The sequence below is a fragment of the Prevotella sp. 885 genome, from assembly GCF_002265625.1.
Taxonomy (GTDB): domain Bacteria; phylum Bacteroidota; class Bacteroidia; order Bacteroidales; family Bacteroidaceae; genus Prevotella.
This window is the reverse complement of the sequence record NZ_NOVE01000025.1, coordinates 12760-36629: the sequence shown is the minus strand read 5'-3', so window position 1 is coordinate 36629 and position 23870 is coordinate 12760. Positions and strand designations below refer to the sequence as shown.

The 23870-nt window shown below is 49.2% G+C and carries 20 protein-coding genes, 1 tRNA gene and 1 other RNA gene; 9 read left to right on the top strand and 13 right to left on the bottom strand.

All coding sequences use genetic code 11. The features are described from left to right. Window positions 1-51: 51 nt before the first annotated feature. The 6 genes from CHL74_RS08805 to ffs all read right to left on the bottom strand — a co-directional run bounded on the left by CHL74_RS08805 (window position 52) and on the right by ffs (window position 4169). Window positions 52-1050, bottom strand: coding sequence for a glycoside hydrolase family 130 protein (locus tag CHL74_RS08805; protein ID WP_094880797.1), 999 nt, complete (start codon window positions 1048-1050; stop codon window positions 52-54). Between the two features lie 92 nt (window positions 1051-1142). After that, on the bottom strand, window positions 1143-2474 hold the full coding sequence (locus tag CHL74_RS08800; protein WP_094880796.1) for an MFS transporter: 1332 nt from the start codon (window positions 2472-2474) through the stop codon (window positions 1143-1145). 90 nt (window positions 2475-2564) lie between these two features. Next, window positions 2565-3311: a hypothetical protein gene (locus CHL74_RS08795; RefSeq protein ID WP_094880795.1), complete on the bottom strand. Its 747-nt coding sequence runs from the start codon at window positions 3309-3311 to the stop codon at window positions 2565-2567. A 20-nt stretch (window positions 3312-3331) separates the two neighbouring features. Continuing rightward, the gene (locus tag CHL74_RS08790; protein ID WP_094880794.1) at window positions 3332-3844 is read right to left on the bottom strand and encodes a flavin reductase family protein; all 513 of its coding nucleotides are present in this window, start codon (window positions 3842-3844) and stop codon (window positions 3332-3334) included. A gap of 151 nt (window positions 3845-3995) precedes the next feature. Continuing rightward, a tRNA-Thr gene (locus CHL74_RS08785) sits at window positions 3996-4069 on the bottom strand. 1 nt (window position 4070) lies between these two features. After that, window positions 4071-4169, bottom strand: an RNA gene (gene ffs, locus CHL74_RS08780) — signal recognition particle sRNA small type. Between the two features lie 192 nt (window positions 4170-4361). On the opposite strand from ffs, the gene CHL74_RS08775 reads away from it, so the two are divergent. The 3 genes from CHL74_RS08775 (at window position 4362) to CHL74_RS08760 (ending at window position 9131) form a co-directional block, all read left to right on the top strand. Further along, window positions 4362-5885, top strand: coding sequence for an endonuclease (locus tag CHL74_RS08775; RefSeq protein WP_094880793.1), 1524 nt, complete (start codon window positions 4362-4364; stop codon window positions 5883-5885). Window positions 5886-6160: 275 nt separating this feature from the next. Next, a complete protein-coding gene (locus CHL74_RS08770; RefSeq protein ID WP_094880792.1) occupies window positions 6161-7102 on the top strand; it encodes an ankyrin repeat domain-containing protein in 942 nt (313 codons plus the stop codon). A 1285-nt stretch (window positions 7103-8387) separates the two neighbouring features. Beyond that, window positions 8388-9131 carry a DUF1349 domain-containing protein gene (locus tag CHL74_RS08760; RefSeq protein WP_094880790.1) on the top strand — a complete coding sequence of 248 codons (744 nt, stop codon included), beginning with the start codon at window positions 8388-8390 and terminating at the stop codon, window positions 9129-9131. A gap of 6 nt (window positions 9132-9137) precedes the next feature. On the opposite strand, the gene CHL74_RS08755 is transcribed toward CHL74_RS08760, so the two are convergent. Next, a complete protein-coding gene (locus CHL74_RS08755) occupies window positions 9138-9896 on the bottom strand; it encodes a response regulator transcription factor (RefSeq protein WP_094880789.1) in 759 nt (252 codons plus the stop codon). A gap of 62 nt (window positions 9897-9958) precedes the next feature. Beyond that, complete coding sequence (locus CHL74_RS08750) at window positions 9959-11380, bottom strand: sialate O-acetylesterase (RefSeq protein ID WP_094880788.1); 1422 nt, start codon at window positions 11378-11380, stop codon at window positions 9959-9961. 213 nt (window positions 11381-11593) lie between these two features. Here CHL74_RS08750 and CHL74_RS08745 point away from each other — a divergent pair, with 213 nt between their 5' ends. Continuing rightward, the gene (locus CHL74_RS08745) at window positions 11594-13273 is read left to right on the top strand and encodes a SulP family inorganic anion transporter (protein WP_094880787.1); all 1680 of its coding nucleotides are present in this window, start codon (window positions 11594-11596) and stop codon (window positions 13271-13273) included. 165 nt (window positions 13274-13438) lie between these two features. Here the strand turns inward: CHL74_RS08745 and CHL74_RS08740 are convergent, their stop codons facing one another. From CHL74_RS08740 to porQ, 5 genes are read right to left on the bottom strand one after another with little or no spacing between them, the layout of a single operon-like run. Beyond that, window positions 13439-13672, bottom strand: coding sequence for a helicase associated domain-containing protein (locus CHL74_RS08740; RefSeq protein ID WP_094880786.1), 234 nt, complete (start codon window positions 13670-13672; stop codon window positions 13439-13441). Window positions 13673-13688: 16 nt separating this feature from the next. Then, window positions 13689-14426 (bottom strand): aldose epimerase family protein, encoded by a 738-nt coding sequence (locus CHL74_RS08735; protein ID WP_369597363.1) that lies wholly within the window; start codon window positions 14424-14426, stop codon window positions 13689-13691. Beyond that, complete coding sequence (locus tag CHL74_RS16570) at window positions 14348-14578, bottom strand: aldose epimerase family protein (RefSeq protein WP_369597362.1); 231 nt, start codon at window positions 14576-14578, stop codon at window positions 14348-14350. The genes CHL74_RS08735 and CHL74_RS16570 overlap by 79 nt, the downstream gene beginning before the upstream one ends. A gap of 16 nt (window positions 14579-14594) precedes the next feature. Next, window positions 14595-15284 carry a (d)CMP kinase gene (cmk, locus tag CHL74_RS08730; protein ID WP_094880785.1) on the bottom strand — a complete coding sequence of 230 codons (690 nt, stop codon included), beginning with the start codon at window positions 15282-15284 and terminating at the stop codon, window positions 14595-14597. A gap of 32 nt (window positions 15285-15316) precedes the next feature. Next, window positions 15317-16273 carry a type IX secretion system protein PorQ gene (gene porQ, locus CHL74_RS08725; RefSeq protein WP_141241278.1) on the bottom strand — a complete coding sequence of 319 codons (957 nt, stop codon included), beginning with the start codon at window positions 16271-16273 and terminating at the stop codon, window positions 15317-15319. 219 nt (window positions 16274-16492) lie between these two features. Between porQ and CHL74_RS08720 the strand changes: the two genes are divergently transcribed. The 5 genes from CHL74_RS08720 to CHL74_RS08700 all read left to right on the top strand — a co-directional run bounded on the left by CHL74_RS08720 (window position 16493) and on the right by CHL74_RS08700 (window position 23867). Next, window positions 16493-17743 (top strand): porin, encoded by a 1251-nt coding sequence (locus tag CHL74_RS08720; RefSeq protein ID WP_094880783.1) that lies wholly within the window; start codon window positions 16493-16495, stop codon window positions 17741-17743. A 139-nt stretch (window positions 17744-17882) separates the two neighbouring features. Further along, window positions 17883-19301 carry an aspartate ammonia-lyase gene (gene aspA, locus CHL74_RS08715; protein ID WP_094880782.1) on the top strand — a complete coding sequence of 473 codons (1419 nt, stop codon included), beginning with the start codon at window positions 17883-17885 and terminating at the stop codon, window positions 19299-19301. Window positions 19302-19516: 215 nt separating this feature from the next. Beyond that, the gene (locus tag CHL74_RS08710) at window positions 19517-20344 is read left to right on the top strand and encodes a helix-turn-helix domain-containing protein (protein ID WP_094880781.1); all 828 of its coding nucleotides are present in this window, start codon (window positions 19517-19519) and stop codon (window positions 20342-20344) included. A 99-nt stretch (window positions 20345-20443) separates the two neighbouring features. Beyond that, entirely contained in the window at window positions 20444-21847 is a 1404-nt protein-coding gene (locus CHL74_RS08705; RefSeq protein WP_094880780.1) for a hypothetical protein, read from the top strand. After that, window positions 21828-23867, top strand: a complete 2040-nt coding sequence (locus tag CHL74_RS08700; protein WP_141241277.1) for a TonB-dependent receptor plug domain-containing protein — start codon at window positions 21828-21830, stop codon at window positions 23865-23867. Before CHL74_RS08705 ends, CHL74_RS08700 begins: the two co-directional genes overlap by 20 nt. The last annotated feature ends 3 nt before the right edge of the window (window positions 23868-23870 follow it).

The following is a 23870-nucleotide window of genomic DNA, read 5'->3' as shown; positions in this document are numbered from 1 at the left end:
CGTTATTCCTTACAACCCGGCTACCCGTCTTATTTTTTATCTATTCAGTTCTTAGATGATGCTGTTCTTCTTTGTCCACTCTACGATTTCAGGAATGTATCCGAACGCAAGACCAGTGACTGTATCTGCGCAACCGTAGTATACAGCGATGCGACCTGTCTCAGGATCGTGAACCTCTGCACATGGGAAGCATACGTTAGGCACGTCGCCCATACACTCGTAAGGAGTCTGCGGACTGATGAGGTAAGGACCTGAACGGTGTGTGGCCTTCCAAGGCTGCTCGAGGTCGAGCAATGCAGAACCGAAGGCATATACATAACCGTTGCAAGAACGGAGCACGCCATGATAGAAGAGCAACCAGCCCTCTGAAGTCTTAACAGGCACAGGACCTGCACCGATCTTCATGCACTGCCAAGCTGAAAGCTCGAAAGCGGCAGGTGCCATCACGTGACGATGACGTCCCCAGAACTCCATGTCAGGTGACTCGCTGTAGAAGATGTCGCCGAACGGAGTATGACCGGTGTCAGAAGGACGTGAGAGCATGGCGAAGCGACCGTTGATCTTCTCGGGGAAGAGCACGCCGTTACGGTTATAGGGAAGGAAAGCATTCTCAAGCTGGTGGAATGTCTTGAAGTCCTTTGTCCAAGCCACACCGATGGTAGGTCCATGATAGCCGTTGCACCATGTCACGTAGTAGCGGTCTTCGATGAAGCATACGCGGGGATCGTAACCGTAAACCCACTCGCCAATCTCCTTGTTGTCGCACTCGAAGCGAAGCGGCTCCTCGTTGATGTTCCAGTTTACGCCGTCCTTAGAGAAACCTACGTGGAGAACCATACGACGGTTGGTGTCGTCGCAACGGAACACACCTGCGAAACCTTCACCGAAGGGCACTACAGCACTGTTGAAGATACTGTTGCTTGTAGGAAGCAGGTCACGAGGTATGATGGGGTTCTTCGAACAGCGCCACAGCGGAGTGCGCTGACCCTCGGGACGGTCCTCCCAAGGCATATTAGGCAACGGGTTGCCAGAAATGATTAGTTTGCTCATAGTTCTTTTTTATTTAGTAATTACTATTTAGTATTTATTATTTTTAGAAGATGAAATTCTGAATTCACAATTTAACAATTCAAAACTCCTCTTTACTTCTTCTTGTCCGGGTATGTAAACGGCACAAACCATGTGATGAGGAATGCCGGGATGGTGCAGAAGAGCACGAAGATGAAGAAGTGACGATAGCCGAGCCAGTCGCTTACGTAGCCGCTAAGCATACCGGGAAGCATAACGCCGAGATTCATGATGCCGGAAGCAAAGGCGTAATGCGCCATCTGGTGCTTGCCTGGAGCAATCTGCTGCATCATGAAGAGGGTCAGACCCACGAAGCCGAAGCCATAACCGAAGTACTCCAGGACAATACCACCGCCGATGAGCACGAGGCTCTCAGGCTGATAGACGGCGAGGAGAGTGTATGCCACGAACGGGAGGTTGAACACACAGCAGAGAGAGAAGAGCGACTTCTGCAGTCCGCGATGAGCAACGTAATAACCGGCGAGGATGCTACCGATGACGAAAGCAGCCGCTCCGAAAGTTCCGTAACACAGACCTATCTCCTTCTCCGAGAGTCCAAGACCCTGATCGGCACGGTCTGCCTTGAGGAAGAGAGGCACAATCTTCATCACGAATCCCTCGGCAAAGCGATAGAGAATGATGAAGAATATATAATATAGTATATGGCGCTTGCGGAAGAGGTCGACAAATACGTTGCCCAGTTCCACCATTGTCTCCTTAAATCCAGGACGCTCTTCAGCATCATTATTCACTTCTGACGGCACAAACTTGGCGTTATAGAGTCCGAGAACCACCATAATGCCACCAATGACAGCCATGATGACGGTCCATGCCATCACCGAGCCCTTATGCTTGGCGGCAGCTGCGGCGGCAGGGCTCAGTCCGGTAACGTCGCCAGTGTAAGTCTCGATGAGCATACCGGCAAGATAGACCAGTCCGCCAGTAGCTGCAATCTTGGCAATATTGTAGAAAGCACCCTGCCATCCGATGTATCGTGCCTGGTCGTCCTTCGAGAGCGAAGCCATATAAACGCCGTCGGCAGCCACGTCATGAGTGGCGCCGCTGAAGGCGATGATGGCAAGCAAGGCTATACATACGGCGAAGAAATTGGGCAGATGCAGAGCCAATGCCACCAGTCCGAAGATGCATCCGGTGGCTATCTGTGTGAATATCACGAAAAACTTCTTGGTTTTGTAGATCTCGAGGAGCGGGCTCCAGAGGGGCTTCAGCGTCCACGGAAACATGATGATGGACGTCCAGAAAGCAATCTGCGCATCACTCACGTCCAGTCCCTTGAACATAAGCGTACATACCATGTTGAGCACCACGAACGGCATTCCCATGGCGAAGTAGAGCGTAGGCACCCACGAGATAGGGCTACGACGGTTTTGGATATTAGGTTCCATTGATTTTGTTTTAGTTATATTTATTGATTAGCGAATGCAAAGTTAGTGAAAAAATGACGTTTTCACAATAATAAGACGTTTGAATTGCGCTTATTTTGTCATTGTGTCGTTGCCGTCTATTTCTTCTTTGCTTACAAGCTCGTCGTAAGTGCGGTCCATCTCGGACGTCATAACGGTGAAGTTGTGCTGCGACTGGCACACCTTGAGGAACATGGCGGCAAGGTCGTCTTCGCAGTCATCATACTTTGCAGCCTCATCGGAGAGCAGTACGTTCATGGCGTCAAGAAGCAGACGGAAGAGCGTAGCCTGACGAAGCGACGGCTTTCCGTCCGCAACAGAATGGCGCAAGCCACGGGCGTAGGCATACATCACCACTCGCACGGTCAGCTCTATGGCACGCTCAGCCTTCAATGTCTCCACGTCAGCACCCTCTGCAGGACGCGTATAATCCTCCAGATGGCTTGCCACCGACACGCAGCGTCCGCCGAGCAAGGCAGAGAAGTTGCGCTTATATTCTGCCACCATCGCCTCATACATGGCATCGGAGGCACAAGCCGTCTTTACGAGGCCGTGCATATCGTCTCCCCTACCCTGCGCTTCACGCACAATGCGCATGATGTCGTCGTACTGGAAGTTCATCGCTGCAAGCGGGAAGAAGATGGTGTCGAAGAACACCGGTGCCACATGCTCGTAGTGATTAAGCATGGACTGCTTCACGTTCTTCGGCTGTCTGCGCTCTTCGGCTGCCACGTCGCTGTTGTCGATGATGCCCGAAGAGAAGGCATCAAAGAAGGAGCGCACGAGGGCTGCAAGGATTTTATATTTGCTTATCTCCATTATCATTATCGTTTTTCCGGTTATTCCGCCACGCTTACTGAGGTTATCTCCATGACATACACGTCATGCAGCCCGCCCTTGGCTCCACCATACCACTGCTCGATGGTCTTGTCTGTCATCTCCTCAGGACGAATCCGGGTCTTATAAATCTTGCGGCACTCGAGTGTGAGGCGTGCCTCCTCAAAGCTTACGCTGCCGTTTTCAGTGCTGCACGGTGTCAGTCCGCACTCGCGAGCCTTGTCATGGTCGCGTCCAGACTTGGATCCGCAGAAAGCGTAAGCCTCACGCGCCTTCTCTGACTGACCGAGAAAGACGAGGTTGACGCAGTCCTGACTCTCGATAAACTCATGAGTATAGCGCTCCGGACGAATGAACATCACAGCCACGGGCTTGTTCCACAACCATCCGAGACAGCCCCATGAGGCGGTCATCATATTAAACTTATCCTTTGTGCCGGCAGTAACAAGCATCCATTCCTTGCCAATGGTGGTAAACACATTGTCATTCAATTCAGAAACCTCTATCTTCTTCATTTCTTTATCGGTTTATCTATTTAACATGTTATGGGATTAGGGGCGTAATTTTAAATCATTACAAAATTACAGAAAAATTGCATAACATCAAAGCTTGACGCATAAAAAAAGGACAAGACTCTTATAAAGTCCTGTCCTTACGATTTTCTTGAGCCTCTTGTCGGATTCGAACCAACGACCCCGAGATTACAAATCACGTGCTCTGGCCAACTGAGCTAAAGAGGCGGGTGGGCAAGCTACTCATATCGCGCCGCTACAACCAACTACCTTTGCTACGTTCCCGTCCTGGAGGATTCGAAGGGAGCTGGCCGTATAAGACTTGCCCGTCTTATTTTAAAGCGAGTGCAAAGGTAGCACATAATTTCGAAACCGCCAAATGTTTCGATAAAAATACCAATCATTTTTTCACTTTTTAACATGCTGCGTATTTTACGTATGCTAAATAAAGGCTAACTTTGCACTCCCTACATATTATATATATGTATAGGAAAGGATACAAACCAACAAAATACATATTATGAAACTCAAAAATTTCAGATTGCTTACTGTTGTGATTCTTGGCGCCATCGCCAACATCAATGCCTTGGCGCAGATTCCGGCGGGCTATTACGACGGACTGAAGGGCAAGAAGGGCGCGGAGCTTAAGACTGCCGTTCACAACATCATCAAGAACGCGAAAGTCCTCGATTACGGTTCGGGAAAGGGTGCTACGTGGTGGGGATTCTACACCACGGACAACGACAACGGATACGTAATAGACAGATATAGTAATAATAAGGTGAAGTTCGGAGCGCAAGGCCAAGTACCCGGCGGCATGAACATCGAGCATTCATTCCCCAAGAGCTGGTGGGGCGGCACGAAGACGCAGGCTTACAAGGACCTCTTCAATCTTATGCCGAGCGACAGCAAAGCCAACTCATCGAAGAGCAACTACGGCATGGGTGTCGTGACGCAGACCTCAGGAAAGGGATATTACGACAACGGATGCATTAAGGTGGGAACCGGCGCACAGAACAAGAAGTACTGGCAGCCCAGCGACGAATGGAGGGGCGACTTCTCACGTGCCTACATGTATATGGCTACGGCATACCAGGACTATAAGTGGTCGGGCGAGCAGGCTCTCATCTCTCTGGAGCAGGGCGACTACCCCACCCTGAAGGAATGGGCTTCGAAGCTTTACATAAAGTGGGGAAAGCTCGACCCCGTGAGCCAGCTGGAGGTGAAGCGAAACAACGCCGTGTATAAGATTCAGGGTAACCGCAACCCGTTCATCGACTTCCCTAACCTCCCTGACTATATCTGGGGCGACAGCGTCAACTATGCCTTCGACCCTGCGAAGACCGTGACAAGCGAGAGCTATACGGGTGGCAGCGGAACCACAGACCCGACTGACCCGACAGAGGAGACCATCTATACAGCCAACTTCAAGTCGACGGACGGATCATGCACCGTGAAGGACGACGTGGCTCCCACTCAGGACGATTCGGCATGGAAGCGCAGCTATATGTACGGATGGGTTGGCACGGCATATATCAACGGCACGCGTCACGCAGCAGACAGCCGACTCTTCACACCTGTGATAGACCTTACCGACTACACCTCAGCCAAGCTGCTCTTCAAGCACGCCGTCAACTTCCTCTCCAATCCGTCGTCAATGCTCAGCGTAGAGGTAACGGACGAGGAGACAAAGACCACCACCAAGCTTGACGGCATCACATGGCCCAAGGGCAACTCATGGACATTCAATGAGTCGGGCGACGTAGACCTGACAGCATTCGCCGGCAAGCGCATCACCATCTCATTCCATTACACCAGCAACGAAAGCGTGAACGCCACATGGGAGATAATGGACATCGCCGTAACAGGAACGAAAGCCATAAGTGGCATCGGCTCCGTAACAGCCACCACCGTCGCCTTCAACCCGACCATGCCTTACACCGCCTACGACATCGCCGGACGCCGCATCACAAGCCTCAACAACCACAAGGGCATTGCCATAGTGAAGCAGAACGGCAAGACATTCAAGATAATGTGTAAGTAAAGGGCACATAAAAATGAAGTCTACTGCAAAAACGACTTAAAAAACAACATAAAAATGAAGTCTACTGCAAATCTATGCTATTTTATTAGTATATTTGCAGTGGACTTCATTTTTTTGTTATATATATGAAAACACCATGCAGCGTGAACTTGCGCCTCTGCAAGCCATTCAGGATTATTATCCTAAATCAATGAATTAAGGTATTGTTTCCTCCGGCATACACCCTATATATAACTTCGCTAACTTTGTAATATGTAAAACCTAATCCATAGCTTATGAAAAAGTCTGTTTTCATAGTATTGTGTATGCTGTGCTGCTTATTTATGTATTGCACAGCACAACAATCCTATTCTTCAGAGGAAATTGATATCACTGATATAAGACTCTTTAACCAGACCCCAGCTTGGGAGCTGGTTAAAGCCATTGAAAAAGATGACAGCAAGAAGATTAAGGAGATATTGCATAAGAATCCTAATCTTCTTAATTACCAAGAACCTGCTTATGGAATATCACCTATCCGAAGAGCTGTCGGAAGAAGAAAATATGCTGCAACTAAAACTTTAATAGAGTGTGGAGTAGATTTAAACTTGCATTCAAAAGATGGAGAAGCACCAATTTTTGACGCTATGTCTTATAGATGGGATGAGGGACCGACTATTGATGATGGTATGTTGAAGATTTTATTGAAATCTGGAGCTGATCCCAATATTATATATGATTATAAAGAAAATAAAGATGGATATGTAAATGTAATAGAATATGGCACTACCCCTCTGATGTATGCAATAGCATATTCTTCTGGTTATAACTTAGTTAAAACACTTGTTGAATATGGCGCAAAAATAGATGCAAAAACTCCATTGGGAACGACAGCGGCAATAGAAGCTTTACGTTCAGAAGATATTCAGAGTGCATATTATTTGATCGTATCTAAAAATGCCAGTATTACAGAACCATATTATTATTATGAGTTTGGAACATCCGAAATTGATTCGAAAAATCCATTTTTCCCTGTTGATTTATTGCTGTACTTAACTTATCCACTTGATTCAAAAGAGCATCTAATGAAAAAAGCGATAATAAATAAATTCGGTGAGCATGGCATTAATTATCAAAAAAGGAAATCTAAAATTCCAGAGACGATATTAGAAATGATAAAAAAATATATCCTGAGACTTGGAAAGAATATGTGGCAAAATACTGAATCACATTGCTAATGACGAATTAGCCTTACTTACTTCTTGTAGACTCTCACCTACCTCTACTTTTCGCCCATAAGCTGTAAATTGCAGTTTATCGGTGGGATTATAAATGAGCTTGCCGTGACAAACATAGGAGGCTATGGCGTCCCGCCGTAGCCACGCACCCACGAACGACCAGCAGATTGAGTATAAGCTGCGGGTTCCGCGGAGCGGGACCTATATAATGAAAACCCACTGCAAGCTGCGAAGCAGCGCAGCTGTGGGTAAATCTGCCCCCCAAATGAGTTCCCCGAAGGGGGACTGACGCATCCCCTATGATGTTGAGGATGATAGTCTGTCCCGCTTTGCGGAACCAAGAGAGGGTGAGGGGATCCCTGTCCCACAGCTGCGCTTCTTCGGAGCTTGCAGTGGGTTTCTGATAGATACGTGTCCCCTCGGGACACGGCGCTGATTGATGACCTGCTATGGGAGGCTGCGTGGCTACGGCGAGACGCCATAGCCTCCTATGTTTGCCTCGTCTGCTGTAATTCAAAATTCGGTTCAACGCACCGATAAATTCCTGTTTGGCGGTTCCGCCGAAGACAATATTTGCATTACTATTGCTCAATACTATGAGTTGAACGCACGAAGAAATCTTTGGTGCGAAATTCTTGAGTTTTGAGCATGCAGCGATAGTGTGCTGATATACAACTGATTATGCTGCTGAAAAGAGAAGTGTGCAATGAATGACGGAGCAAAAAAGCATCATTGGGCTGCAATAGCGCCACTTTTACACTCTAATAGCGCCACTATTATCATGCAATAGCGCCACTTTTACACTCTAATAGTGGCACTATTGCAGTGTAAAAGTGGCGCTATTGTTAAACTTGGGTGCTGTTTGCACAGCAAAACACCGTAAAAACAGCAATCCGGAACTCTAGAATCAATTTTTATTTTGTAACAGCTTTTTACTCTTTGTACGATATTTGCATGGCGGACAAGAATACGTTTTTTAGACAAGAAGACATGAAGAACATGTTTTTAGACAAGAAGACATAAAGACATGTTTTTAGGCAAGAAGGTACGAGCTGAGTAGTTGCCCCATTTTTCTTTCTTGTGCAATTTTTGTTAAGTCACATCTATATCCTGTATGTTTAGCTGCCTTCAGCACCAAAGATACAATAATATACAAATCAATATTCTGCTTCATATTCCTCCTTACATTTACCGCCTTGCTGTGGCAGCTATGGTTATAAATGACTATTGTCATAATGATTAAGACAACGTACTTTTGCAGCACGAATTAATAAAAAACACTATTATGGCATTCAAATCATTTATTCCAATGGCAGCTTTATGCATTCTTGCATCGTGCAACAACTCTTCCAAGCAGAATAATGCGGAAGGAACAACTGCTGATTCAGTTCAGACATCAGTTATGAGTTTTCAGGATTGCGACCTGACACTTGGCGGCATTCACTTCACCAAGATGCTAAACGGTGCCGACAAGCATGTGAGCGAAAAGGACGGCATCATCACCTTCGTAGCTCCTGAGAAAACCGACCTGTTTATCGACCCCAATGATGCCAAGCTGACCGCCAATACAGCAAAGGTGCTTTTTGCGGAAGTAGACAATACCAAGCCGTTCACTTTCTCTGCCAGAATGAAGCCTGGCTTTACGTCTGACGGACTCTATCATGCAGCCGACCTCATTGTGATGGCCAACGACACGCTCTATCAGAAATTCTGCTTTGAGCAGGACGAACGTGGCAAGCACCGAGTGGTGACAGTACGCACCGTAGGAACCAGCGATGACAACAATCATGAAGTTGTGAGTCAGGATTTCATATATTATAAGATAAGTTCTGACACACGTACCATAGCGTCCTATTATTCACTGGATGGCAAGGAGTGGCAGATGGTTCGCCTTTATCGCAACAATTATCCCAAAGACCTGAAAGTCGGCATCTGCTCACAGGCACCTCAAAAAGGTGTCTGTGTGAGTGAATTCTCAGAGCTGAGTCTGTCAACGGAGACTGTAGGCGACTTCCGAATGGGAGAATAGGGGCTGTCATAGCAATCCCATCACACGTGCCACTTTGCATGCTTCGATGGCACGATCCACTTTCAGTTTCTGAAGTATGTTCTGGCGGTGTCGGTTCACGGTGTTGATGCTGATGCAAAGTCTGTCGGCAATCTCTTTCGAAAGCATGCCAAGATCAATGAGCCGCAGCACTTCCAGCTCTCGCTCGGACAGCACATCCTCGTAATCTTTGTTCGTCAATACTCGCACCTCTCCGGTCCGGGTATTGACGAATTTTGCTTTTCTGTCCTCCTCAGTTGTTAATGTGTAGATGCAGGCGCAGAGCAGCAGACAGCCGTGCTTGTCTGTGGCAAGCGGAATCATACGATGCTTCACCCAACGATATTCTCCGCTGCCATCCTTTACCCGCAAATAGTTGCAGAGCACATTATCGCGATAGTGACGGGGCTTTGAGTTGGTGGCTATGTAGTGCAGGAAAGCTATCTCGTCAGCATGACGTTTGCCGAGGTCATCAGGATGGCAACGGTCAAAGATAAAGTGCTCGTAGAGCGAAGGAAGCAGACTGAGGCGTTCCTCCATCGGTATGCCCAGAACATCAGCCATACCACCGAAATAACAATAGCTGCAGTTTTTGCGGTTATCTCCCATTGAGACAACCGCATTCTCTGTCAAGGCGTATGCCTTAGCTATCATCTTACATTCTTCAAGCATCTGTTCTTCACACTCACACTTGTCAAACGCTTGCGAGAGATACAGCTGCTCTAAAGGCTCGAAATTCTTGTCCATAATAAGTGACTTATATATAGATTAAGCTTTCGCAAGTTCAGAAGTTATTGAATTTAAAGCCGTCACTTGACCGTTGCGCGGAACGGTATGAGAGGCAAGCCTCCTTGGTTTCGGGCGTTGCCAAGCATGAAGTTACGGAAGCAGTAGCGTACGGCACGTGGGACAGCCACCTTTTCTGAGCTGACGATGATGCCGTCGTGCCAGTCGTAGCGGGCTGCAGCACGATGGAACTTGCCGTCGGCTCCTGCCACCTCAAAGCCCTGTATGCCGTAGAGCGGATAAATGCCGCCGTCGGTATTCGAGAGTTTCACAATCACCTCATTGCCGTTGACCGTCAGACTCTCGAATGTTGGATTCTTCGAGATAAGCCCCTTTACGCCGTACGTGTCGGTGAGGGCACGATAGGCAAGGCGCTCGCCCACCTTACGTTTCTGCGAGGGATGGATCTGCTTCATCTCCCATGCGTAGGCACCGTCGTTGTTGCCGATAAATCCACAGTTCTTTATCAGCTTTGAGGCTTTATACTGCTGCTCACGCAGGACGGCAGCGTTAGTGCCGTCAGCATCGTCATACCAGTAAGGAGCTATCTCGACGAAGTAGAAGGGAATGTCGCCGCATGCGAAAGCCTTTCTCCATTGGGTGACGAGCAGTCCGAGACGGCGTGCATAATCGTCCATGTGATAGCCTACATTGGAGCATCCCTGATAATAGATGATGCCCTTGACGGTGTATTTCTCTATCGGCGAGAACGTGCCGTTGCCCCATACCAAGGGTCTGTAATAGTCGGTCTTTATGGCGTCGATGGACTGCTTGTCCAGCTTTTCGTCGGTATTGGCTTTGAGATTCTCCTGACTGAGCCACGACTCCACGCGCGTTCCTCCCTTGTTGGCCTCAATCAGTCCCACCGGCACACCAAGACTCTTGCTGAGCAGACGACCGAAGAAATAGCCCGTGGCGGAAGCTCTCCGTACGGTGGACGGCGACACGACGGTCCAACGGGTGTCTGCGTCCTGCTCCGGACTCATCGACATGCGCGACGGTATCTTGGCATAACGTACGCCGCTGAAGTTGGCGGCATCGATGACAGCGTCGTTATATCCCTCCACGGGACATCCGTCGAAGCCGTGGACGGGCATCTCCATGTTGGACTGTCCTGCGCAGACCCACACTTCTCCCGAGAGCACTCCCTTTATGGTGGTCTGCTCGCCATCGTCGAAGGTTATGGTGAGCGGCGTGAAGCTGGGCTTCGGCGTACGTACACGAACCTCCCACGAGCCGTCTTTTGCGGCACGCGCCGTTACGACGTCCTTGCTCCATGACGTGCTTACGCGGACCGTCTTTCCCGGCGTGTCCCATCCCCAGAGACGGGCTTCCGAGGAGCACTGCAGAACCATGTTGTCCGACACAAGATGATGAAGCCTTACCTTTGCCTGTGCTCCGAAGGACATAAAGGCGGCTGCCAATAACAGTAATGATTTTCTCATTTTCATATATATATATGCTTACGTGTGTTTTATTATAAAATCCAATCAAAATTACGCATTATCCACGAATATTGCAAGTAGAGACGACTATTGTGGCGGAAAAGGCTTGGTATTTGCTAAAAAAGTGTTAATTTTGCAGTCTCTAAGGATAACAATAATATTATTTTTCACACATTCATTTCACACTAAGTATATAATTAAGTATATAAGAGGATGAAAACATTCAGTCTGAAACCACAGCTTCTTACGTCCCTCAAGACGTACAACCGACAAACCCTGACAGCCGACATCATGGCTGGTATCATCGTAGGTATTGTCGCCCTGCCGCTTGCCATCGCATTCGGCATCGCCTCCGGCGTAACCCCTGAGAAAGGCATCATCACCGCCATCATCTCCGGATTCATAATCTCGCTGCTTGGCGGCAGCAAGGTGCAGATAGGCGGACCCACCGGCGCTTTCATCGTCATCATCTACGGCATCATACAGAAGTATGGCATAGAGGGACTGATGATAGCCACCGTCATGGCTGGCGTGTTCCTGCTGCTGTTCGGTCTTCTGAAGCTGGGCACCATAATCAAGTATATTCCCTACCCCATCGTAGTGGGATTTACGAGCGGTATTGCCGTGACCATCTTCACCACACAGATAAAGGACCTCTTCGGACTTACCATAGAGAGCGTACCGTCTGACTTCATTGAGAAATGGGGATGCTACATCTCTCACTTCTCCACTGCCGACCTCTGGTGCTCCATTGTCGGCATCCTCAGCGTCGTCATCATAGCCCTCACTCCGAAGGTGAGCAAGAAGATTCCCGGCTCGCTCGTTGCCATCATCGTGATGACCGTCGCAGCCCTTATCCTGAAGAACTATTTCGGCGTGACCACCATCGAGACCATCGGCGACCGCTTCTCTGTAAGCAGCGCCATCCCCGACGCTCACATGCCAGCCATGACATGGGACACCATCAAGAGCCTTGTGGCTCCTGCGCTGACCATCGCCGTGCTCGGCGCCATAGAGTCGCTCCTCTCTGCTACGGTGGCTGACGGTGTGATAGGTGCACACCACAACTCTAACACGGAGCTGGTGGCTCAGGGTCTTGCCAACATCGCTTCGCCCATCTTCGGCGGCATCCCTGCCACCGGTGCCATCGCCCGTACGATGACCAACATCAACAACGGCGGCAAGACTCCGGTCAGCGGCATCGTGCATGCCATTGTGCTCCTGCTGATCTTCCTCTTCTTCATGCCTCTCGCCAAGTACATCCCTATGGCTTGTCTTGCCGGTGTGCTCGTGATAGTAAGTTACGGCATGTCGGGATGGCGTTCGTTCTTAGCGCTGATGAAGAATCCGAAGAGCGACGTAACGGTGCTGCTCATCACCTTCTTCCTCACCATCATCTTCGACCTTACCGTTGCCATTGAGGTGGGACTCATCATCGCCTGCCTGCTCTTCATGAAGCGTGTGTCTGAGATTACGGACGTGAAGGCTGTGACGGACGAGATTAACGAGGAGAGCGACATGATAAAGGACAACGCCGAACACCTCACCATCCCTGAGGGAGTGGAGGTTTACGAGATTAACGGTCCTTACTTCTTCGGTGCCGGCAATAAGTTTGAGGAGGTGATGGCTGCCTTCGGCGACCGTCCCAAGGTACGAATAATAAGAATGCGCAAGGTGCCGTTCGTAGATTCCACCGGCATCCACAACCTCACCAACCTCTGTGAGATGAGCCATAACGAAGGCATCGAGGTGGTGCTCTCGGGCGTTTGCGAAAAGGTGCACAAACAGCTGGAGAAGGCACGCTTCTATGACATTCTCGGCAACAAGAACATCTGCTCACACATCAATCTTGCCCTGGAACGTGCAAATGAAATAATCGGGGAGAAGAAATAAAAAGGAATACAAAAATATAGGAATGCACGCCACTCCTACAGTTAGATAATAAGAAAAGGAGTTAAGAAGTTTTGGCTTCTTAACTCCTTTATTTATAAAATCAGAACTGAACAATTCAAGATCGCAGGCGAAGCCGAGAATAATTCAAAATTCAAAATTCCTAATTCAAAACTTTATATATGCTTCGTCGCGCATATCGCTTAGCTTCTGAAGCATTTCTATTCTGCGCTGGTCCATCTTGCCCTGCTTAATACGCTTCTTGTTGTACTTCCACCAGTTGAGCAAGCCTCTCGACTCCTCCTTCTTCTTATCCGGAAACTGGCGGTGCACCTTTACGTAAGCGCATAAGGCATCATATTTGTCCTGCCATGCCTCAGCACGGCTTTTCTTTTCAGCCATAGCTCAAGCATCGACTTTATTCAGCCAGCTTCTCGCCGATGCGGATGACGTATTCGCTCATGAAGGAAGCGCCCGGCTGGAGGTGGTTCATCAAGTACTTGTCGCGCAGCTGACCCTTATAGCCGAGATGGTCATGCACACCGTACCACGGCTCAAGGCAGATAAACGGAGCCTTCTTGCCGTAGGGAGTCCACACGCCTACGCACGGAGCGCTGAATTCAACGCTAACCTCAGCCTCACCCGTAACAGGAGAAAGGATGTCGATGGCATGTATCTGGCTCTGGTCGAGGATGACGGCGTCGTCCTTGAAGTCTTCCTCCGTAAATGCCCACAGTCCGTCCTGCACGCCTTCGAGAGCATAGCGGTCTGACGTGATGCAACCCTCATGATTGCCGTAAATGCGTTCGATGTGTCCGTTATTGTCGAAGCGCAGCACGCCCTTCACGTCGTCGCCCTCCTTCACACCCGGCAAGCGGAATGCGGGATGAGCGCCAATCTGGAAATGAATCTCCTTCGTATCAGTGTTATATACATGCCAGATAACGTGTATCTCGTTGTCCACAAGCTTATATGTCACGGAGAGCATGAAGCGGTAAGGATACTGGCGCAGCGTATGCTCTGTCTCGCTGAGCACGTACGTCACCTTGTCGTCCGAATGACGGAGGAGACGGAAGTTCATGTCGCGGGCGAAGCCGTGTCTGCCCAGCTGGAATGTGCCGCCCTCCGTGCGATACGTTCCTGATAGAGTCCGCAAACGATGGGGAAGAGAATCGGAGAACGGCGTCCCCAATACTTGTCGTCTCCCTGCCAGAGATACTCGTGTTCGTCTGCGTCCTTGATGCTCTGCAATTCTGCTCCGAGGTCTGACACTTCTACGGTCAGAAATTCGTTTTGCAATGTTTCCATATAAAAAAGTGATTATTTATTCTGTACGTTCCTTAAACTTCTCAAGCAGCCACTCTCTCTGCTCGTCGATGGTAAGCTCCGAATTGTCGAGGAGGATGGCGTCGTCAGCCTTACGGAGCGGCGACACCTCACGGTGAGAGTCGGCATAGTCGCGCTGCTGCACATTCTCGAGGATGGTGTCATAGTCGGCAGGCATTCCCTTTGCCTCAAGCTCCTTGAAGCGACGGCGTGCACGAATCTCGGCTGTAGCCGTAACGAAGATCTTCAGTTCGGCGTCGGGGAAGACCACGGTGCCGATGTCGCGTCCGTCCATCACCACGCCTTTCTCTCTGCCCATAGCCTGCTGCGCTGCAACGAGACGTTCTCTTACGAAAGGAAGGGCTGCCACCTGGCTGACGTGCTGCGATACGTCGATGGTGCGTATCTCGCGCTCCACATTCTCGCCGTTGAGATATGTCTCCACCTTGCCCGTCGTTTCGTCACGGCGGAAGCTGATGTCGATGTCATTGACAGCAGCCTTCAGACGCTCCGTGTCCAGACTGCCGTCATCGCCGAACATGCCGCCACGCATGGCAGCAAGAGTGACGGCGCGATACATGGCACCAGTGTCAACGTATACGTAGCCCACCATCTTGGCAAGGTCTTTCGCCATCGTGCTCTTGCCACAAGAAGAGTGGCCGTCGATGGCTATCGTTATTTTCTTCATAGTTATATAAAGTAAGTGTATGTGATTATTATTTATAAGCTAAACGCCACATTGCCCATTATGGAAGAGCTTGAGACGTGATACTTGCCGTAAGCCAGACTCAACTTCAGGCGGTTAAGGCTTACGCCGGCACCAAGCGAGAGTCCTGCCATGTGGCTGCTTCCTCCTTCTGCATCGTTGATGTTCATCTCGTGCGAACGGCGGAGGTTATATCCCGCAGCTATCCACATCGACTGTGACAGCGTGGCGTCCACGCCCACCGTGAAATGGTCGGCAAATCGATAGTTCCAATGCGTGAGGTCGCCCATTGTGAGGGATATGCGGAACGGCGTATGGCTGATTTTCTTCGACACGCCCACCTGGAGGTCGAAAGGCAGCGCGTCATAGTCTTCCTCATACGCCTTGGTCTGTCCGCCGAGGTTCTTGGCAACGATGGAAGCTGACAATTCGGACTCGGGGTCATAATAGTTGACACCGAGGTCGAATGCCACGCCCCACGACGAATAGTCGCCGATGAACGAAGACACTACCTTGGCTGTCACGCCACCGGCAATGCGGTCAGAGAGCATGTAAGAGAAATAGCCAGCCATGGCAATGTCCTTGGCTGAGAAGTCGCCTGTCTGCTGTCCGGAAGCGTCGGTCTGCTTCATGGTGCCATAATTCATAAACTGTCCTGACACAGCCCACGTGGCACGTTCGCCTACGGCACGGTTGAACGACGCACTGGCTGTGGTCGATCCTGCCATGTACGTCATGAAGTTGAGAGCCAGCTGCTTGTCGCTGACAGACGAAAGCAGCGCAGGATTGTGGAATATGAGCGAAGCATCGTCTTCGATGAGGGCAATGCCGTCGCCGCCAACCGCAGCTGCACGTGCCGAAACCGGAAGACGAAGAAAATTATAGGCGGTCTGACTCTCCTGCGCCACACCTTTGAGTGGCAGGAGAAGAAGCGACACCATACATATAACTAATATGCAGACTTTGTTCATTCTTGGATATATCTTATGTGAATGTATCTTTTTCTGAAGATACAAAATTGAATGTATCTCTTATTGAAGTTACAAATTTAGACAAAAAAAACGAAACAAGGCGGTATGAATTAGGATTTATCAGTAATTTTGCAGAATAATTAGTTCCAGCCGGCTGGCTTCATCACCACCTTCGTCTCCATAGGTGTGGGCTACCTGATCATACAATTCCTGTAAGAAATGAGAAAATCAATTATATTAGCACTATTCACAACGGCAGCAATGCCACTAAACACGCTGGCTCAAGGCTCGAATGACGGATTCGGAGTGGAGGAAGTGGACCTCAAATCGCTCTACGAGATGGTCACCAAGCATGAGCAGAAGTCGAAAGCCTTAGAGCTATACATTAATTATGGAGCAGCGGCACAAGCCACACACGACTCGCGCAACGACGAATGGGGAGCACGCATTTACAACCGCTACCTTAAAATAGAGATGGTGGGATGGCTGACAGACCATATATATTACCGCTTCCGCCAACGCATCAACAAGTCGAACGTAGAACAGAGCGAGGACAACTTCTCGAAAGCCAACGACTATATGATGGTGGGATGGAAGTTTAACGACCACTGGAGCATCCAAGGCGGCAAGAAATGTCAGGCGCTCGGATCGTTCGAGTTCAGCGAGAACCCGCTCTTCATCTATCAGTATTCAGACCTGGAGGGCAACATAGACAGCTCAAAGGGAGCCATAAACGTGGTGTATAATCCCACGCCCGACCAGCAGTTATCCGCCGAGGTGAGCAACACCTACAACGGTAAGCTGGCAGACGAGTTCGGCAAAGACGCCAAGATAAGCGACGGAAAGATGACAAGCGACGGCAATGCGGAGCCGAAGCCCGACATCGCCCTGCTCCAGAAAGCCAGCGCACCACTGACGTACGCCTTAGGATGGAACGGCAAGTTCTTCGGCGGCAAGCTGCAGACGCGATGGTCATACATGCTCCGCACGCAAGCCAAGGACAAGTATAGCCAGCTGATACGCTTCGGACAGAAGCTCAAGCTCGACCGCCTGCAATGGTACGTCGACTATAGCATCTCCTTGGACGACCTTGACCGCATGAAGATAACGACGCGCGAGGTGGCAAAGGTGCTGGCGCCGACAGAAGAAAATCTGTATATGGGCAAGATATGCAACCTGTCATTGGTGACGAAGATGAACTGGCAGTTCACCTCAGACTGGAACCTCATGCTGAAGGGCACGTACGAGACAGCCAGCATGACACAGTCAGAGCAGTTCAGAAACTATCGTAAGGCATACGGCTACGTGGGAAGCGTGGAGTATTATCCTGCACGCAAGCAACAGCAAGACCTCAGATTCTACCTTGCCTACATGGGAAGGAAATACAGCTACAGCAAGCGCAGCACGCTGACGGGATATAACACGGACTGCATAGAACTGGGAATGATATACAGAATGAAGCTGCTATAATGGCGTGAAGATGTCAAGGAAACTGCAAAACGGTTCGCTTTTTACAAATTAAGGTTCGCTTTTTATAAAAGACATGTATGATATAAAGCGTACCTTTGCAGCAGAAAACAGAACTAACATCTAAAACAAGATTACCATTATGGCAAACGAAAAGAAATTCAGAGTAGAAGCTGACCTTCTGGGTGAACTTCAGGTTCCGGCTGACGCACTCTACGGCGTGCAGACACAGCGTGGCATCAACAACTATCATATCTCTCGCAAGACAATGCGCGACTATCCCGACTTCATCATCGCTAACGCATACGTGAAGCTGGCTGCCGCTCAGACCAACCACTCGCTCGGCGTTATCAACGACGAGATAGCAAGCGCAATGGGACAGGCTTGCCGCGAAATCATCGACGGTAAGTGGCACGAGAACTTCCCCATCGACATGATTCAGGGTGGTGCCGGTACTTCCGTTAACATGAACATCAATGAGGTGGTAGCCAACCGTGCCCTCGAAATCATGGGACACGAGAAGGGCGAATACCAGTATTGCTCGCCTAACGACCACGTCAACTGCGGCCAGTCTACAAACGACGCATATCCTACATCCATCCGCCTCGCGCTTATCCGCATGAACATCCACTTGGTGGGCGCTCTGACAGGACTTATCAGCGCTTTCCGCTACAAGGCAGAGGAATATAACGACACCATCAAGATGGGACGTACACAGCTGCAGGACGCTGTGCCTATGACCATCGGTCAGGAGTTTAACGCTTACGCCAACAACCTCGAAGAGGAAATCCTCAACCTCGAGCGCAACGTGAAGCTCCTCCACGAAATCAACATGGGCGGTACTGCCATCGGTACTGGTCTGAACGCTGTTCCCGGCTTCGCAAAGCTCTGCGCTGCCAACCTCAGCAAGCTCACCGGCGAGAACTTCGTATCGGCAATCGACCTCGTAGAGGCTACACCTGACACCGGCGCTTACGTAAGCTACTCTTCAGCTCTGAAGCGTCTTGCCATCAAGCTCTCTAAGATCTGTAACGACCTCCGCCTTATGGCTTCAGGTCCGCGCTGCGGCTTGAACGAGATCAACCTTCCTCCAAAGGCTCCCGGATCATCTATCATGCCGGGTAAGGTTAATCCCGTTATCCCCGAGGTTACCAATCAGGTTTGCTTCAAGGTTATCGGCAACGACACCACAGTAAGTTTCGCAGCAGAGGCAGGTCAGCTGGAGCTCAACGTTATGGAGCCTATCATCACAGCAAGCCTCTTCGAGAGCCTCACATGGCTGAAGAACGCCATCGAGACACTTACCGAAGAGTGTGTTCTCGGCATCACCGTCAACAAGGAGCGCTGCTACGAAATGGTGAAGAACAGCATCGGCATCGTTACTGCCCTCAACCCCATCATCGGCTATAAGGCAAGCTCAAAGGTGGCTAAGGAAGCTCACGCAACAGGACGCTCGGTTTATGACATCGTCATCGAGCAGGGACTCCTCAGTAAGGAAGAGCTCGACAAGGCTCTTGACCCGAAGGAAATGCTCCACTCTTCAAAGTTCTCTTTGAAGTAAGAAAAAAGATAAAGCTTAATAATATATTAAGGTGAAAGCCTGCAAGCCAGTCCGTTCTCACATGGATTAGGCTTGCAGGCTTCTTTTTTTGCCTCTTTGCAAGACAAGCCATCAAGATACCAGTCAGCAGGGTTGCTGTTATGGAATAAAATTCATACTTTTGCACACAGGAAACATAATCTATTGTATAAAAAAACTGTATCGAAGAATCTGAAATGAACCAACAGAAAGTCTATAATCTGGAAGAGTTTGCCACCAAATATCACATCAAGGATATTTATGGTGCATACGCCGCATACTTCTCTGTCAGCGGATTCAACAACATGGTGAAGGAACGCACACTCTTCACCAAGATTCTTTTAGTGAAGCAAGGCAGCTGCCGCATGCTGCTGAAACAGACCATTGGCGACGAACAAAGCATACAGCTCGCCGCCAAAGACCTCCTTATCATCACACCGAAGGAAGTGGCTGACGTAGCCGAAATATCGCCTGACTTCCAGGCTGAGAGCATCCTCGTGGACGAAACATTCGCTGACCACGCCACCCGCTACCAGCTAACAGACGAAAAGGACAAAAGCATAACGGACACCTTCCACTTTATCCGCGACATCGTACGCCGTCAGCACATCAACAAGGTGGAGATGATCAGAAGTATGTTTAACGTGCTGAAACTCATAATCGAAGAGCTGCCTTACGAAGATTGCTCCGTGACGCACGACCTCGGACACAAGAAGCAGGTGTACGAGATTTTCCTACACCACCTCTACCGCAACTTCCGCAAGGAACGCCAGATTCGCTTCTATGCCGACAAGCTGAACGTATCACCAGCCTATCTCTCACGTCTGGTGAAGGAAATAAGCGGATCCACCATCAACGAACACGCCACATCCTTGGTATACAAGGAAATATGCAACCTCCTCACCCAAACCGACATGTCAATGGGCGAAATAGCCGCACACCTCAACTTCAGCGACCAAAGCGCCATGACCAACTTCTTCAAGCAACGGTCAGGAATGTCGCCGCTGGCGTATAGGAACAAGTAGAATAGTTGTATTAGACAATAAAATATAGTATTTTTCTTGCTCGTCAAATAATAATTAACTATATTTGCAAACATATTTAAACTATAAACAACTATACGTATGAAGAAGTTTTATTTTTACAACTGCATGCTGGCAATGATGTTTGCCGGCGCACTGTCGTTATCGTCTTGCGGCGATGACAACAGCGGAACTGAAGACCCTGACGTGCCAGACCAGCCCATCACTCCTGACAAACCATCGGAAGAAAACGCCATGTCTCCTACAGACCAGAAGGAGCGTATGGACAATATCGCACGTGCGTTTATGAGCATGACCCCGGCCTCAGACTTCAAGAACTACGCAGACCTCATCAACTACGTGGACGAAACTTACGATGAATGCAATTATGACTGGGATAACGTAAACAGCTGGGCAAGAAACAGTTGGGAAGCCATAAGAAAGGCCACTGGCAATAAGACCACGAAGAAGTATGACGACTATGCCTCAGTTGTATATACGGAATATACAGCCTTGGCTCTTGCATCCAACTTTACTGGACACTTCCGTGCCAACAACGGCACGTGGGTGAAAGAAAGCGGCAAGGCCAACGACCTGCAGTTTACGTTTACAGACCAAAACGCACAGACATGCGTTCTGAAACTGGAGACAAGCGGAAACGTCAAGAAAGTGTATGTAGCCAACTTCGAAGAATGGACAGATTACGACTCAGACACATATAAATGGTGCGATTATTACGACCGTACAAAATGTACTATTGGTGTGCCGGAGAACATTGTCCTGACACTTACACAGAACGGCACCCAGATTGTCAAGACCACAGTGAAGATTGACATTGCAAGTCTGTCAGGCGAAAACTTTGACGTGAGCAAAGACAACATCACAGCGTCGGCTGTAATAGAAATGAGCAACGGATATGAGTTCAGATTATCACAGGCGGCCTATTCGGGCAATCAGAAAGCTTCTGCCAGCTATAGCATGAGCAAGAACGGCACAAAGCTCGCCACTGTATCCATTGCAGGCGACATAAGTGGCATACCGTCTTGCAACGTAGAGGCTTTCTCAAAAGGCGACTTCGACTTTGACGACTATAACACCGACAATGCAACAGCAAAGAATGCCCTCATCAAAATCGACATTCTCGGCAAGCTGCAGCTGCAGGGCGTGGTGAAAGACGTACGCAAATATTCGGAATACATGGATAAGGCTTACGATAACGAAACTGACGAGAACAAATTCAAGCAATGGGTAAACTCTGCCAACGAGCTGACACTGATAAACCTCTTCTATGACAACACATCAGTGAAGCAGGCCGAAATGAAGTTGGAATCCTTTGCCGACTCTGACTGGGGCGGATATACATACTGGGAGATGGAGCCAGTGCTTGTGTTCTTCGACGGGTCGTCCAACAGCATGTTCGACGTGTTCTTCAACGACACTGACTTCAAGCAGACCATAAACGCCTTCGAGGACCTTATCGACAGATATGAGAATCTTATCCACTAAAACATACATAACATTAACAGCACTCTGCCTTCTCCCCACATCAGTCTCTCTGGCACAGGACGATGTGGAGAGAAGGCAGAGTGTTTTGCTCGACAGTGTGGTGATAAGCGCAAGACGACACACTGACGCATTAAAGCAGAACACACCAGGAAGCTACGACTGGAACATGCAGCAGCTCGACCTTCTTCCCAAGATATTCGGCAATGCCGACCCCATTCACTATGCGCAGATGCTGCCAGGAATACAGACAAACTCGGAATATCGTTGCGGCATCAACATAGACGGATGCGATAACGCTCATAATGCTGTCACCATATCAGGCGTGCCGGTATACAACGTGGGGCACTTATTGGGATTTTTCTCTATATTCAACGGTTCGCATTTCAAGAAGATGAACATAAAGAGGGCTGCAACAAACGGCGCCTACCCTAACCGCATCGGCGGCACACTCGACATGACATCCTTCCTTAACATAACTGACTCGCTGGAGGGCGAATACTCCGTCGGGCTGATTTCGTCACAAGGAACAATGCGCACACCTCTCGGCAGAAACATCTCTGCCACAATATCCATACGCGGATCGTACCTTAACCTGCTATACGGACGATGGCTGAAAGCCGACAACACACAGATTTATTATCAGTTCGGTGATGCCAACGTATCGGTAATACATAAATTCAGCGAGCAGGACCGACTGTTAATCGATTTCTATACGGGCATCGACAATGCCAAATTCAATGAAGCAAATTACATGGCCAAGATAAAGGCAAAATGGGGAAACACAACGGGGGCAATACATTGGCTGCATGACGGACAAAAGTGGAGCTCACATCACAGCATATACGTATCTTCCTATCATAACCACTTCCGCCTGCAGATGGAGGAGGCTGAAGGACGCATGCCGTCATATATAACAGACTTCGGACTCAAGACGAACAGTAAGTGGCGACAACTGTCATTCGGAGGTGATGTCGTGGCTCACTTCATCAGACCTCAAACCATATATGCAGACAACTTTTACAGCGACATAACGTCCGTTCCCGATAGACAGAACGCTATGGAAACCTCAGTATATGCCGACTGGAAGCAGCCGTTGTCGGCTTCGTTGTCTCTTAATGCCGGGACAAGACTGACGCTGTGGCATATTGACAAACATAACTTCAAGTCGGCTGACCCATCCATCACCCTGCAATACGACAACAATAAAGGGCTGAAAATGTCGGTGGGTTGGTTTATGCGCCACCAATATATCTTTCAGACTGGCTTTTCTGATGCCGGACTACCCACAGAGTTCTGGATGTCTACGAACAGAAACAACAAGCCACAATACTGCAACGGCATCACGGCAGGAGCTTCCGTATACTTCGGAAAGCGTATGTGGCAACTCTCTGCTGACATCTTCTTCCGCAGTATGTATAACCAAATAGAATACAGCGGCAGCATGCTCGACTGCCTTAATGCGTCATACGACCTCAACAATTATCTGCTTCACGGGAAAGGCAGGAATGTCGGATGCAATATAATGCTGCAGAAATGTGCCGGAGAAATTACGGGATGGTGCTCTTACACCTTCACGAGAGCAAGACGCACCTTCAATGAGGAGGGACACAACCATACATACCCCGCAAACCACGAACGCCCGCATGAGCTGAACGCCGTTATGGCATGGTCGACGGGAAAACATCTTACCATAGGCGCCACATTCGTCTTTGCCTCGGGCACACCATTCACGGCACCCGTGTCGGCAAGCATTCTTAACGGCAACATTATAGCAACATACGGAAAGCATAACGCCAACCGACTTGGAGCATACGGAAGACTGGACATTTCGGTCAACTATAAATGGAAGCCTAAACATGCAAAGGAACGAGGAATAAACTTCTCCGTATATAACGCCACCGCTCATCGCAACGACCTGTTCTATCGTATTGACAAACAACGTGACGGTGACTTTGCGGTCCGCCCAGTCAGTTTCATGCTGGACATGCTGCCATCGTTGAGCTATTATTGTAAATTCTAATAA